We start from the raw sequence: 13,719 nt of genomic DNA, 5'->3' as shown, positions 1-13,719 counted from the left end.
CCCAACATATAATTAAGAAGTACAGTGCCTTTATCTTTTACTTTAATGTGAAGTTCAGAAGCTGGTTCGGAAGTTATTACCACATTATTGGGTACCCCCTTTAACTTCACAGGAATAGAAAATTCTGTTTCATAGTCATTGTTTAATGTTTGTAGCAACCAAAAACCACTGGCTATGAAAAAGAAAAATAAAAAAATAAAGAACTCCCTGCTCTTATCACTGAGCAGGAAGTCCTTCATTTGCTTATATAATTTCAAATAGATTCTTTTTATGTTCCTACGATCGAACATAGGCTCACATTTCTTTTATTTAGAAGCCTGACTGCTATTAGCATCAGCAGCCGCAGCAAAAACAGAATTCTTATCTATACGTATCTTAACGTTAGAAGCTATTTCAAGAACAATGTCATTATCATTAATTTCCTTGATAACGCCATGAATTCCGCCAGCTGTAATCACTTTCTGGTTTACCTGAAGTGATTTGCGGAAATTTGCAATTTCCTTCTGCTTCTTATTTTGTGGACGAATCATAAAGAAATACATAATCACAAACATGGCTATCAGCATAATCCACATTAAGCTTCCGCCACCAGCAGGGCCTGCGGCTGGAGCCTGCAGGAAAAATACAGTCATTAAGTTCATAAAATACTCGGTTTTAGTTTTTATTATTCAACAAAGGTATCAGTTTTTCGTTAACTTACCTTCTTTTTTTAATTGATTAACTATTCCATCCAAAGTACCGTTGACAAAGCTACCACTCTTAGTTGTGCTATATACTTTAGCAATATCTACATATTCATTTAACGAAACACTCACTGGAATGTTCGGAAAACTTAAAATTTCAGCTAAAGCACACTGCATAATTACCACATCCATAAAAGCAACACGATCCAAATCCCAATTACGCGTATTCTCACTAATCAAATGACGATAGTAGTCACAGTTCAAGATGGTACGACGGAACAAGCGACGAGCAAATTCCTGATCTTCATCATCTTTAAATTCGGGAAGTAATTGCTGGTTCGCACCGTTCTTTTCCTCAAAACGTTTGATAGTTTTCAATACGAAGGTATCAACAATTTCTTTGTCATCATTCCAATAAAGACTTTGATCTTCAAGCAGAATATCCAAAGCTTCATTACTGAAAATAAATGATTTATATATTTTTCTCCACAACTCACGGTCTGCTTCGTATGAGTTGTCGGAAGAGGCCATATACTCCTTATATATGTCGGAAGCAATAATTTGCTCATATAGCCCCTTTACAAAATCTTCATCATTTACCCAAGTACGCTTTTGATTGGCTATAAAATCCATCAATTGCTTGTTCACTTCCATTTGGGCAATGAACTTATTTTCTACAAACTTCATGTTGGGATATAACTCCTCAGCTGTAGGAGCTAATTTAGCTTTTGCCGCATCAATGCGTTTCTGTGCGTAGTTCGTCAGGGCTATCATCAGCATCAACAGGTAGTTGTAAAGATCATAAGCCTTAGATAGGCTAAAGAACAATTCTTTCTCCGCTGAGTCTAAATTTTTACTGCCGTTCTGATAATAAGCATATACAATCTGTATAATCTTAAGACGAATAAGAACTCTGTTAATCATAATTCTAAAGTAAATACTGGTGTTTTAACGAGTTGCAAAAGTAGGCATTTTTAATGAGTTTACATAAAGAAATCACATTTTTTAATGCAGAACTTGATTATCCGGGCTTTTTCCTTTGACAGTTTAAAAAAAATCGTCAATTTTGAGCCCGATAAGAGAGCTACAAGCTACGAAATATAACTTTTAAGGCAATAATATCAAAATTGATACCTAATATAATATGGAAGACTTTAAGAAGAAAAACGCAGCGGATATGAACGATAAGGAGATCGTATTCTCCCAATCCATTAAAGCAGGTAAGCGCATCTACTATTTAGACGTCAAGAAAAACAGAAAAGACGAAATGTTCCTCGCCATCACCGAAAGCAAGAAAATAGTAATGGGTGAAGGAGAAGACTCGCAAGTAAGTTTCGAGAAACACAAAATCTTTTTATATAAAGAAGATTTCGAAAAATTCATGAATGGATTACAGCAAGCTGTCCATTTCATCCAAGAGCAACAAGGAAGTTATTCAGAACGTAATGACAATGAGGAAATAGTTGGTCTTGAAAAAGACAAAGCAGAATTGCAAGAAGAGAAAATTTCTTCTTTAGATGGAGAAATCAAGATAGACATAGATTTTTAGGTTATAACCTTTTGATAATTCAAAAAGAAGCAGTACTTTTGCACCGCTTTTTTGCAACATCGTGTGGGTGATCCACATTGTGTAATGGTGAATTAAGCAAAATAAATACTTAATTTAGAGTAACACAAAAAATTAGAAAATGAAATCAATTGAAGTAAAAGGAACTGCAAGAACTATTGCAGAACGTTCTTCGGAACAAGCTAAAGCTTTGAAAGCTATTCGTAAAGACAACGGTGTACCTTGCGTACTCTATGGAGCTGGTGAAAACATTCACTTTACTGTACCTGCTGATGGTCTGCGTAATTTGGTTTACACTCCGCATATCTATGTAGTTGACTTAGACATCGATGGCAAAAAAGTAAATGCTATCTTGAAAGATATTCAATTCCACCCTGTAAAAGATACTATCTTGCACGTTGACTTCTACCAAATCGACGAAACAAGACCTATCGTAATGGAAGTTCCTGTACAGATGGAAGGTCTTGCTGAAGGTGTTAAAGCCGGTGGTAAGTTGGTATTGCAGATGCGTAAGTTGAAAGTAAGAGCTCAATATAATGTTATCCCTGAGAAATTGACTATCAATGTTTCTCATTTGGCATTAGGAAAAACTGTTAAGGTTGGTGAGTTGAAATACGAAGGTCTAGAATTATTAAATGCTAAAGAAGCTGTTGTATGCGCTGTTAAGTTAACTCGTGCTGCAAGAGGTGCTGCTGCTACAAACAGCTAATCAGCTCTTTCATAAAAATATTCCGGAACGCGGATTAACGCAGATAACGCAGATTTCTTTGATAATCCGCGGATAACTGCGATAATCCGCGTTCTTTTTTTTCAATGATTAATCATTATAAAGATGAAATACTTAATTGTAGGATTAGGTAATATAGGTCCCGAATATCACGAAACCCGCCACAATATAGGTTTCATGGTAGTTGACGCTTTGGCTAAAGCGACAGGAGCAACTTTTACAGATGGACGTTATGGCTTCACCACTACCCTTTCGGTAAAAGGACGCCAATTACTATTGCTGAAACCTTCTACCTATATGAATCTTAGTGGTAATGCGGTACGTTACTGGATGCAAAAGGAAAACATTCCTTTGGAAAACGTGTTGATAGTAGTGGACGATTTAGCTCTTCCATTCGGAACTTTACGTTTAAAAAGCAAAGGAAGTGATGCCGGTCATAATGGATTAAAACATATTGCCGCAACACTAGGTACACAGAATTATGCCCGACTTCGCTTCGGCATCGGCAATGAATTTCCACGTGGGGGGCAAATTGATTTTGTCCTCGGACACTTTACCGATGAAGATCAGAAAACAATGGACGAGAGACTGGAAACAGCCGGAGAAATCGCCAAAAGTTTCTGTCTGGCAGGAATTGATATTACCATGAACCAATATAACAAGAAATGAGTGAGGCAAGAATTGATAAATGGATGTGGGCTGTACGCATCTTCAAGACTCGTACTATTGCCGCTGAAGCCTGCAAGAAAGGACGTATCAGCATAAATGGCGCATTCGTCAAAGCAGCCCGTATGGTAAAACCGGGAGATGTTATTCAGGTTCGTAAGCCACCTATCACCTACTCTTTCAAAGTGTTACAACCTATTGAAAAGCGTGTTGGTGCCAAGCTGGTATCCGAAATGATGGAAAATGTAACTACTCCGGATCAACTCGAATTGCTGGAAATGAGTCACGTAAGCGGTTTCGTAAATCGTGCCAAAGGCACCGGACGTCCTACGAAGAAAGATCGCCGTAATCTAGAAGACTTCACTGCACCGGAATTTCTCGATGATTTTGATTTTGAATTTGACTTTGAAGAGGAGAAGTAGAAAAGAAAGGTAAGATATATGAGTGAGAAAAAGATAAAATGGGGATTTATTGGCTGCGGAGAAGTAACCAAATATAAAAGCGGACCGGCTTTTCAAAAAATAGAAGATTCGGAAGTTGTAGCAGTCATGAGCCGTAATGGAGAAAAAGCCAAAGCATACGCAAAGGAAAGAGGCATTCCCAAATGGTATGACGATGCTCAGGAATTGCTTGACGACGACGAAGTGAACGCCATATATATTGCTACCCCTCCTTCTTCTCATGCTACCTACGCCATCATGTCGATGAAAGCAGGAAAACCTGTTTATATAGAAAAGCCGATGGCCGTTACATACGAGGAATGCTGTCGTATCAATCGTATATCCAAAGAAACAGGGGTTCCGTGTTTCGTTGCCTATTATCGCCGCTACCTGCCTTACTTCCAAAAAGTGAAATCATTGGTAGAAGAAGGTGCTATCGGCAATATTATAAATATCCAAATACGCTTTGCACAGCCTCCGCGTGACTTAGATCACAATAAAGAGAATCTGCCTTGGCGTGTACAACCTGCCATTGCCGGCGGAGGTTACTTTTATGACCTTGCTCCACATCAGATAGATCTACTTCAAGAGATGTTTGGTTGCATTCTTGAAGCCAGTGGTTATAAAAGCAATCGTGGTGGATTATATCCGGCAGAAGATACCTTGAGTGCCTGTTTTCAGTTTGATAATGGACTGGTTGGCAGCGGTTCTTGGTGCTTCGTAGCTCATGAATCTGCACGTGAAGACCGTATTGAAATTATCGGAGACAAAGGAATGATCTGCTTTTCGGTTTTTACCTACGATCCCATTGCTTTACACACAGGAAAAGGACGGGAAGAAATTCATGTTGAAAACCCTATTTACGTTCAGCAACCACTTATTCAAGCTGTAGTAGATCATTTACTTGGTAAATCAGTCTGCAACTGTGATGGAGAAAGCGCCACACTTACCAACTGGGTAATGGATAAAATTCTTGGAAAACTTTGATAGTGATAAGTGATTTTAAAATCACTTATCTTCTTTACCTTTTAATTATTGGTTGATATTTACTAATTGATAAACATCACTATTCTCTCCTACAATCCACACAACATCTCCTTCCGTAAATGGCTCGTGCGGATCGGGAGCATGCAGAGTTTCTCCATCCCTATCCACACCAACTATCAGACAACGATATTTCTCACGAATACCCGATTCTTTTAATGTCTTATTCAGGAAGGGAGAATTTTCATCCACACGGAATTGGCGCAAAATCATTTCACTTTTCTCTATTACATCAGACTGCATTACCGATGACTTATTCATTTCCTCGCTGAACACATTCAAATCTTCATCGGTCGCAATGACTTGTATTTTATCTTGAGGGAACAAACGAACCGAAGCTCCCGGAATATTAATCCGCCTTTTACCACGAAGGATAGAAACTACATGAACCCCGTATCTATTGCCAAAATTCAATTCTGCCAAAGTTCTACCTGCCCAATTAGCTTCACCAGGTAATTCAAAATCGGTGAGATGTAAGTCGCGTGAGAGAAGACGACCTGCATATTCCGGTTTCTTCTCCCCAAGATATTCTGCACGCATATCCCGATACCGAAGATTCTGGAAAAACTTCCGTTCAATCAAGATAGACTGCTTTTTCAACTGACGCGAAAGTATCATTAGGATAACCAAAGCAACAGCTACCCCAAACACCAAACTCACGGACACTTTGAACAAACCGGCTATTACAAACATAACAAACGATACAGCCAAAAGAACACGGAAGACGATGGTTGCGACCAAAGGTGCCCGATTGGCACGACTATCATTCCACAAAGTAACAAACTCTACAGAATGATTCTTTTTTATCATAATAGCACGCAAGAATGGAGAAATAAATAAGATAATAATCAACGCTGCCAACAATGAGCCCCAAATTCCCGGCAAACTATCGTGAAGAAGTGGTACTAAGAAACGAAACGTCAAGGCTATGATCGCCACACTAACAATAGAATACACTACAGTAATACGCACCAAAGCCAGTATCAGTTTTTTCCATAAATTCTCATGATTCATTGTTTGAGAACCTGAAGAGTATCGGTTCAAGAAATTCCTCCATTTAGTAGGCAAGTGAGTGTCTACAAAATTAGAAGCAGGCTCTGCCACACGAATCATATAAGGGGTAAGGAAGGTAGTTATCACAGACACCGCTACCACAATGGGGTATAAAAAGTGGCTTGTAACATGCAAAGAGACACCTAAAGATGCTATAATAAAAGCAAACTCTCCGATTTGCGTCAAGCTAAATCCACATTGCATAGCCGTCTTTAAGGGTCGACCTGCTAACAAAACACCCAATGTACCAAATAGAGATTGTCCTATAATCACAGCCAAGGTTATTACAATAATAGGTCCTGCATATTCCATAATCATATTGGGATCTACCATCATGCCGACTGATACAAAGAAAATAGCCCCGAATAAGTCTTTTACTGGCTTCACCAGTCTCTCAATACTTTCAGCTTCTACCGTTTCTGCCAAAATAGATCCCATTATAAAGGCTCCGAACGCCGCAGAAAAACCCGTATGCGATGCCAAGACCACCATACCGAAACAAAGCCCAAGCGAAACAATCAGCAATGTTTCCTCGCTCATTAGTTTTCGACAACGCTTTAAGAAACCGGGAATAACATAGATTCCTACTACAAACCAAAGGATAAGAAAGAACAGCAACTTTGCAATACTTTCCAACATTTCGGAACCTTCGAAGTTATTACTGACTGCCATTGTAGAGAGCATCACCATCAATACAATGGCAAGAATATCTTCCAAGATCAGCACACTCAGTACCAAACCGGTGAATTGCTTCTTACGCAATCCCAAATCATCGAATGCTTTATAAATAATGGTAGTAGAAGACATAGCAATCATACCACCAAGAAAGATACAATCCATTCGTTTCCATCCAAACCTGGTCCCCACCGTTACACCAAGCAGTATCATGCAGAAAATAATGGTACACGCAGCAATGATCGCAGCCCCTCCCACTTTTACAATTTTCTTAAAGCTAAACTCAAGTCCTAGTGCAAACAATAAGAATATCACTCCAATATCCGCCCATGTTTGTACATTAGTCGCATCCACCACCGAAGGAGTAAATGCGATATGGGGACCGGCAAGAAATCCTGCCACCACATATCCCAACACCAAAGGTTGTTTCAGCTTTTTAAAAATCAGGGTCATAATCCCTGCACAAATCAGAATCAGAGCTAAATCAGCTATCAGAGGAGCTAAATGTGACATAATATTTGTCTTTATGCATTTTCATTTACAAAGATACAACAAATTATATCATAAACAGACTATAAGATAAAAAGTTAGGGGGAAGTTCGATTATCGAACTTCCCCCATCTAGAGTAATTGCACAACGTTTATCTCAGGTAACTGAAAAGAGATTTATCAAAATTTAAACCCAATCTTAATTGTCGGAGCAGCCAAAAGGCTGAAGTTGTGACTATCCGCATCAAGATTGCTCAAACCTTCTTGTGGTTTATACGTAGTCATGTTGTACGTATAGCAGAAGGGATCAATCTGAGCACCGATGTACATGGCAGGTAGTACAAAATAATCTACACCCATAGTGACGGCACCACGAAGGTTCCAGGTTTCTCCTACAGATTTACCCATTGTTTCGTACTCGTCATATTTCATCTGGTTCTGAGCATAAGCCATGCCTACGCGCACCCCTGTATACCACATCAGATTAGGAACTTTCTTAATCTTAAAATAACGATCGACGCCTGCAAATACATTGTAGGAGAATGATTGGGCATTTGCCACCGCACGATAGTTAGGAATTTCTCCCATATTATCTTCTACGGAGTTGCCTCTATTCGTATCGTCAATCGTGCCGGGAACAGCCGAATAACCGGGGTTATTCGTGAAGTTCATACCGCCACCCAAGTTAAGTTTCCACAAGTCTTTGAAGAACCAGCCTGCTTCAAAACCAACCATCAGCTTTTTATCTGACCAATTGGTAGAGAGAGCCGCAACTTCATAGTCCGTCAACAAACCCGAAGGGGCTGTAACGCTTGCGTAGCTATTGTATCCTACAGTTGCTGCTAATGTGAAATCACCTTTCTTTGGAGTGAAATCTTTGCTACAACTTTTTTCTTGTGCATTCGCTGCAAGACACATCATGGGCATAACGGCTAATAGTAAAAGTTTTCTTATTTTCATGATACTTCTATTTTACTTTTATATTATTAGCACTAGTTACAAATCGTCATGCAGCAGGAGTAGCATCTTTTGTTGCCTCAGCTAGAAGTTCCTTAGCCTTGTTCATCTGAATTTCAATAATTTTAATGACTCCTTCTTTCTGAGCAATAGCAGCCTTTTTCAAAGCAATTGTCTGTTCAGTAGAAGTAGCAGCAGAATAATCTACATTTTCCTTTAGCAAATATTCTTTTTGAGCCTCCAATACTTTTACCAAGTTATCGATAGAGAAAGCACCATTTGAAGTGTTATTTTGCACATATAAAGAATAAATGTCTCCTATAGAGAAACTATACCGATAACCATTCTGCATATACTCAATATTAATATTGTTATCAATACTATTATTAGAATCAAAGAGCCAGTTTTCGTTTTGATATAACCATTGATTAATAGTCATATATTGCTGAGAATTTGATGTTCCATAATAAACAGAATTCATAGCAGTCAATTCATCATTTATGTCAGACTTAACCTTGTCCGCATCTAAATATGCAAACTTAGCTTCAGCTTTTGGAGTATAAAGAGTACGAATTGCATCATTGTATTCTTTCACGGCCTTAACCAAAGCATCTGTATAGGATTTATTGCTTACCAAGTCATAGCCTTTATTCAGCTTCTCAACGCTCTCTTTAGCTGATGCTAAAGTTTCAACAGCGTCGTCGTAATTTGACTTTGCAGTGGCTTCTACAGCCAAGGCTTCAGTATATGCTTGTTTTTTAGCAGCATCTGTAGGAGCAGCTTCATAAGCCTTCTTTGCATCAGCCGAAGCTGTTACAGCAGCATCGTATACCGCTTTCAATCCGGTTTTAGCTGTATTTATTGCATCTTCTTTTCCTTTGACATCCAAAGCTGCAATTGCATCATTCATGCCAACCTTAAGTGCTCTTACATCTTTAGCTTCTATTTCAAGAGCAATCGTATCAATAGGTAATTCATAATCGCCTTTTACAATAGTGCCATATCCATAATACGATGAAGCAGAAGTAAAATTCAAGTTAGTAACAGGATTGTAAGAAGCAAAATATATTCCAACTGCGTCATATTCAGACAATCCATTCCATGTCAGTTCCGTAGCTAAAATATCATCACGCATCTTGTCCGTAGCCTTTACGTCTAACTTCATATTCGTCCATGCTAAATTCAAAGCAGTTACTTGATCGGCAGCTTGATTATATTCAGCCTGCTTCACAGTTATTTTATTTTTCAGATCATCAATATTCTCTGTATAATTAGCATATTTCTTATAAAGAGCAATCTGTTCATCAAGAACCTTTATTGAAGCATTATTTTTAGCAATTGTCTTTTCTTTATCAGCCTTCCAGTCTGTCAGTCCTGCTTCCAAAGTAACCAATCCCGATTTCAGGTTAGCCAAATTATTTTGTTCTTCAGTATAAGAACACAAAAGTGCACCATATTTCTTTGCTAAAGCTTCCAATCTGTCAAGTTCAGCATTAGTAACATCATCTTTATGTTTAACCAAATCTGCTTGTTTGCTCAATACCGTAACCTGCAATTCTGCCAATGCTGCTTGCAAACGTAATTGATATTGTTGTGCCTCACCCAAAACATAAGCCAATGTTGATTCCGCTTGGGCTTTCTCAACTTGAGCCTGAGCCAATTCAGCTGCCAACTTTGCGTCATAAGTATCCGCAGCCATTTTAGCTTTAAGCTCTTCAATTTTTGCTTCTGCAGCAGCCTTATCTGCTTCTGCTTTCTTCAACGCAGCTTCCTGCTCCTTAATTTTAACATTAGCCTCTGCAATCAACATTTTAGCTTGCGCCTCAGCATTGTTCATCGCAGCAATTGATTTCAGCTGCTCAGCTTTGGCATTGCGCACATCTGTAACAGACTGCGATTCATTGTCGTCTACGCAAGCTCCAAGTGTCAAAGCACCTAGAAGCACTGCTACCATCATGAGTCTCTTTTTCATAATCGTAATTTTTTTGTATTAGTAAAACATGTGTTATGTAAAATATGATATTTCCTTATTGGAGAATATATCCTATATCTTTATATTTAAAATTAAAACATTAATATATACATATAATATATCAATTCATTGCAAATACGCAATCTTTTTCATCAACAACATAATTAACATTCTTTTTATATGTATCAATTACTGTTTAACCTTTATTCGTTTAATTTTCAGCAAATATAAAAATAACAAATCAATTTACAATAGAAAAGCAAAGAATTTATTTAAATAATAATGTTTTTCAATGACAAATAGTCATTTTGTAACGGTTTACCGTTACAACCACATAGCCTAATTCTTAAAATACGTTTCATAAAAGACAAAGTAAAACACGATAAACACAAAGAAACAGAACACAAAAGTGTATTTTTTAAAATGCATATTCAGCCCATATTCAAAATAATATGATTTACATAATCAGAAGAATAAAATTGTATTCATTATAACTTTAATGTAACTACATATTACTAATTCTACACTATAATCACAGATAAAGAACAATTAGTTACGATATAATTCCATTTATTCCATATTTAAGTATAACATAAGCACGATTAATTATTGTAAAATTCCATATTAATTGCCGTCCCATTCATTAAGTTGAATTACTCACTGATATAGGAAAATTAGCAAAAGGGTCAACCAATATACATCAGGAAAGTACTATTCTGGATCAAAATTAGCAGTCAACATATTCTGTTTTTTCTAAGGAAATGACCCGTTTCAACTAGGGAAACAGTTTGTTTCTCTCTGGGAAACAGTTCATTTCAACATACTAAACAAATCGTTTATATTGGCTGAAACTATTTATATCTCTAATTAAAACAAAGTGTTCAACACTATAAACTAAGATATTAACTTATCATCTATAACCTGAAATGATAGTTCCGCCGTAAACGTTTTATGGTACTATGGCTACTTACAAATATATGTGTGGCAGATAAAACATCTGCCACCTATCTGCAACAGGTATCTGCAACACTGTAATCATTTAGTTATTAAGAATATATAAGCAAAAAGGTGGCAGATGGCAGATACTTTCCAGAAAACGAACTTTTGTGTAGAGGAGGATGAATTCAACTTTATAAATGCAACATCTCCTCTTAACGAATACAAGTTTCAAATAAATTGGTATGTACCAAAAAGGGTTAAGACTTTTATTTCTTCCCAATTATAGAATACAATTCCGCCAACAAGTAAAAGAGCAATCTATCAAAAGTCTAAAAAAAGCTTTCTAAACTTCAATAATGGAATAATTAATTGATGAAATATTTCTTTATTTTGGAATAAATCTCTTTCTTTGTGCTGCTTTTTGTCTTTACGAAGAAAAACAGTATTAACACTAATTTATATCGTTATGAAGATTTCACACATTGAGCATCTGGGCATTGCTGTTACTAGCATTGAAGAGGCCCTTCCGTATTATGAAAACGTTTTAGGTCTGAAATGCTACAGCATTGAAACAGTAGAAGATCAGAAAGTTAAAACAGCCTTCCTTAAAGTAGGTGATGTAAAGATTGAACTACTTGAACCGACTTCACCTGAAAGCGCTATCGCTAAATTTATCGAGAAAAATAATGGCAACGGTGGTATGCATCACTTGGCTTTTGCTGTGGAAGACGGCGTAGCCAATGCACTTGCCGAAGTTGAAGGAAAAGGTATCCGCCTCATCGATAAAGCTCCCCGCAAAGGTGCTGAAGGATTACACATCGCATTCCTGCATCCGAAATCCACTCTCGGTGTATTAACCGAACTTTGCGAAAAACCATAAGATTTACGGAGCGTAAACTTATAAATAAGTATATAGTAAATAACAAAATATTATAAGAAGATGAGCAATCAACTTGAAAAAATTAAAGAGCTTATTGACCGCCGTACAGCTGCACGCCTTGGTGGTGGTGAGAAGGCAATTGCCAAGCAACACGAGAAAGGTAAATACACAGCTCGCGAGCGCATAGCTATGCTTCTCGACGAAGGTAGTTTCGAAGAAATGGACATGTTCGTTGAGCACAGATGTACCAACTTCGGTATGGAAAAGAGCCACTATCCCGGCGATGGTGTAGTAACCGGTTGTGGTACTATCGACGGTCGTTTGATTTATATCTTTGCACAAGACTTTACCGTTACTGCGGGTTCTCTGTCTGAAACTATGTCTCTGAAGATCTGTAAGATTATGGATCAGGCGATGAAGATGGGTGCACCTTGTATCGGTATCAATGACTCGGGTGGTGCACGTATCCAGGAAGGTATCAATGCCTTGGCTGGTTATGCTGAAATCTTCCAACGCAATATCCTTGCTTCCGGCGTGATTCCTCAAATCTCCGGAATATTTGGTCCTTGCGCAGGTGGTGCAGTTTACTCTCCTGCTTTGACCGACTTTACTTTAATGATGGAAGGTACTTCTTATATGTTCCTTACCGGTCCTAAAGTTGTTAAGACTGTAACAGGTGAAGATGTTACCCAGGAGAATCTGGGTGGTGCAAGTGTACACTCAACTAAATCGGGCGTTACTCACTTCACCGCTAAGACTGAAGAAGAAGGTTTGGCACTGATCCGCAGCCTTTTGAGCTATATTCCTCAGAACAATTTGGAAGAAGCTCCGCTTGTAGACTGCACAGACCCTATCGACCGTCTGGAAGATTCATTGAATGAGATTATTCCTGACAACCCGAACAAACCTTACGATATGTACGAAATCATTAGTGCAGTCGTTGATAATGGTGAATTCCTTGAAATTCAGAAAGATTACGCAAAGAATATTATCATTGGTTTCGCTCGTTTCAATGGACAATCAGTAGGTATCGTTGCTAACCAGCCTAAATATCTGGCAGGTGTGCTCGATAGCAATGCATCTCGTAAAGCTGCTCGTTTTGTACGCTTCTGCGATGCTTTCAATATTCCTATCGTATCATTGGTTGACGTTCCGGGATTCCTTCCGGGCACAGGTCAGGAATACAATGCTGTAATTCTGCATGGTGCTAAGTTGCTGTATGCTTACGGTGAAGCTACTGTACCTAAAGTAACCGTTACATTGCGTAAGTCATACGGTGGTTCACACATCGTAATGAGCTGTAAGCAATTGCGTGGTGACATGAACTATGCATGGCCTACTGCTGAAATTGCTGTAATGGGTGGTGCCGGTGCTGTAGAAGTATTGTATGCCAAGGAAGCTAAAACTCAGGAAAATCCGGCTGCGTTCCTCGCAGAAAAAGAAGCTGAATACACGAAGTTATTCGCTAATCCTTATAACGCAGCTAAATATGGTTATATCGATGACGTTATCGAACCGCGCAACACTCGTTTCCGCGTGATTCGTGCTTTGCAACAATTGCAAACCAAGAAATTGACTAACCCGGCTAAAAAGCATGGTAATATTCCTTTGTAATCAAGCTTTTTAC

At 38.2% G+C, this 13,719-nt stretch carries 12 protein-coding genes and 1 pseudogene; 7 read left to right on the top strand and 6 right to left on the bottom strand.

Going from position 1 to position 13,719, the window contains the following annotated elements:
• The 3 genes and pseudogenes from Q1W14_RS13595 to nusB form a co-directional block, all read right to left on the bottom strand.
• A pseudogene (locus Q1W14_RS13595) lies at positions 1-290 on the bottom strand (YbbR-like domain-containing protein); the annotation flags it as partial.
• 15 nt (positions 291-305) lie between these two features.
• Positions 306-641, bottom strand: a complete 336-nt coding sequence (gene yajC, locus Q1W14_RS13590; protein ID WP_300702237.1) for a preprotein translocase subunit YajC — start codon at positions 639-641, stop codon at positions 306-308.
• Positions 642-680: 39 nt separating this feature from the next.
• Entirely contained in the window at positions 681-1,607 is a 927-nt protein-coding gene (gene nusB, locus Q1W14_RS13585) for a transcription antitermination factor NusB (RefSeq protein ID WP_300702236.1), read from the bottom strand.
• Between the two features lie 220 nt (positions 1,608-1,827).
• On the opposite strand from nusB, the gene Q1W14_RS13580 reads away from it, so the two are divergent.
• The 5 genes from Q1W14_RS13580 to Q1W14_RS13560 all read left to right on the top strand — a co-directional run bounded on the left by Q1W14_RS13580 (position 1,828) and on the right by Q1W14_RS13560 (position 5,070).
• The gene (locus Q1W14_RS13580; RefSeq protein ID WP_300702234.1) at positions 1,828-2,232 is read left to right on the top strand and encodes a PUR family DNA/RNA-binding protein; all 405 of its coding nucleotides are present in this window, start codon (positions 1,828-1,830) and stop codon (positions 2,230-2,232) included.
• 139 nt (positions 2,233-2,371) lie between these two features.
• Positions 2,372-2,959 (top strand): 50S ribosomal protein L25/general stress protein Ctc, encoded by a 588-nt coding sequence (locus Q1W14_RS13575; RefSeq protein ID WP_300702233.1) that lies wholly within the window; start codon positions 2,372-2,374, stop codon positions 2,957-2,959.
• Between the two features lie 123 nt (positions 2,960-3,082).
• Positions 3,083-3,646, top strand: coding sequence for an aminoacyl-tRNA hydrolase (gene pth, locus Q1W14_RS13570; RefSeq protein WP_300702231.1), 564 nt, complete (start codon positions 3,083-3,085; stop codon positions 3,644-3,646).
• Positions 3,643-4,065, top strand: coding sequence for an RNA-binding S4 domain-containing protein (locus tag Q1W14_RS13565; RefSeq protein ID WP_300702230.1), 423 nt, complete (start codon positions 3,643-3,645; stop codon positions 4,063-4,065). The genes pth and Q1W14_RS13565 overlap by 4 nt, the downstream gene beginning before the upstream one ends.
• Positions 4,066-4,083: 18 nt before the next feature.
• Positions 4,084-5,070 (top strand): Gfo/Idh/MocA family oxidoreductase, encoded by a 987-nt coding sequence (locus tag Q1W14_RS13560; protein WP_300702228.1) that lies wholly within the window; start codon positions 4,084-4,086, stop codon positions 5,068-5,070.
• Positions 5,071-5,115: 45 nt separating this feature from the next.
• Here the strand turns inward: Q1W14_RS13560 and Q1W14_RS13555 are convergent, their stop codons facing one another.
• From Q1W14_RS13555 to Q1W14_RS13545, 3 genes are all read right to left on the bottom strand, one after another.
• Positions 5,116-7,368: a cation:proton antiporter gene (locus tag Q1W14_RS13555; RefSeq protein WP_300702226.1), complete on the bottom strand. Its 2,253-nt coding sequence runs from the start codon at positions 7,366-7,368 to the stop codon at positions 5,116-5,118.
• A 156-nt stretch (positions 7,369-7,524) separates the two neighbouring features.
• The gene (locus tag Q1W14_RS13550; protein WP_300702224.1) at positions 7,525-8,304 is read right to left on the bottom strand and encodes a BT1926 family outer membrane beta-barrel protein; all 780 of its coding nucleotides are present in this window, start codon (positions 8,302-8,304) and stop codon (positions 7,525-7,527) included.
• A 46-nt stretch (positions 8,305-8,350) separates the two neighbouring features.
• Entirely contained in the window at positions 8,351-10,258 is a 1,908-nt protein-coding gene (locus tag Q1W14_RS13545) for a hypothetical protein (protein WP_300702222.1), read from the bottom strand.
• 1,420 nt (positions 10,259-11,678) lie between these two features.
• Between Q1W14_RS13545 and mce the strand changes: the two genes are divergently transcribed.
• Together mce and Q1W14_RS13535 are read left to right on the top strand one after the other, a co-directional pair.
• Entirely contained in the window at positions 11,679-12,092 is a 414-nt protein-coding gene (gene mce, locus Q1W14_RS13540) for a methylmalonyl-CoA epimerase (RefSeq protein WP_300702220.1), read from the top strand.
• A gap of 60 nt (positions 12,093-12,152) precedes the next feature.
• A complete protein-coding gene (locus Q1W14_RS13535) occupies positions 12,153-13,706 on the top strand; it encodes an acyl-CoA carboxylase subunit beta (RefSeq protein WP_300702219.1) in 1,554 nt (517 codons plus the stop codon).
• The last annotated feature ends 13 nt before the right edge of the window (positions 13,707-13,719 follow it).

It is taken from the genome of Bacteroides sp. (genome assembly GCF_030151085.1).
Lineage (GTDB): Bacteria > Bacteroidota > Bacteroidia > Bacteroidales > Bacteroidaceae > Bacteroides.
The sequence above is the reverse complement of the archived record's forward strand: the minus strand, read 5'-3'. Positions and strand labels throughout refer to the sequence as shown.

Excerpts from the sequence above, each read along its gene's own strand:
- yajC (WP_300702237.1), bottom strand. The coding sequence starts at position 641 with ATGAACTTAATGACTGTATTTTTCCTGCAGGCTCCAGCCGCAGGCCCT.
- nusB (WP_300702236.1), bottom strand. The coding sequence starts at position 1,607 with ATGATTAACAGAGTTCTTATTCGTCTTAAGATTATACAGATTGTATAT.
- Q1W14_RS13580 (WP_300702234.1), top strand. The coding sequence starts at position 1,828 with ATGGAAGACTTTAAGAAGAAAAACGCAGCGGATATGAACGATAAGGAG.
- Q1W14_RS13575 (WP_300702233.1), top strand. The coding sequence starts at position 2,372 with ATGAAATCAATTGAAGTAAAAGGAACTGCAAGAACTATTGCAGAACGT.
- pth (WP_300702231.1), top strand. The coding sequence starts at position 3,083 with ATGAAATACTTAATTGTAGGATTAGGTAATATAGGTCCCGAATATCAC.
- Q1W14_RS13565 (WP_300702230.1), top strand. The coding sequence starts at position 3,643 with ATGAGTGAGGCAAGAATTGATAAATGGATGTGGGCTGTACGCATCTTC.
- Q1W14_RS13560 (WP_300702228.1), top strand. The coding sequence starts at position 4,084 with ATGAGTGAGAAAAAGATAAAATGGGGATTTATTGGCTGCGGAGAAGTA.
- Q1W14_RS13555 (WP_300702226.1), bottom strand. The coding sequence starts at position 7,368 with ATGTCACATTTAGCTCCTCTGATAGCTGATTTAGCTCTGATTCTGATT.
- Q1W14_RS13550 (WP_300702224.1), bottom strand. The coding sequence starts at position 8,304 with ATGAAAATAAGAAAACTTTTACTATTAGCCGTTATGCCCATGATGTGT.
- Q1W14_RS13545 (WP_300702222.1), bottom strand. The coding sequence starts at position 10,258 with ATGATGGTAGCAGTGCTTCTAGGTGCTTTGACACTTGGAGCTTGCGTA.
- mce (WP_300702220.1), top strand. The coding sequence starts at position 11,679 with ATGAAGATTTCACACATTGAGCATCTGGGCATTGCTGTTACTAGCATT.
- Q1W14_RS13535 (WP_300702219.1), top strand. The coding sequence starts at position 12,153 with ATGAGCAATCAACTTGAAAAAATTAAAGAGCTTATTGACCGCCGTACA.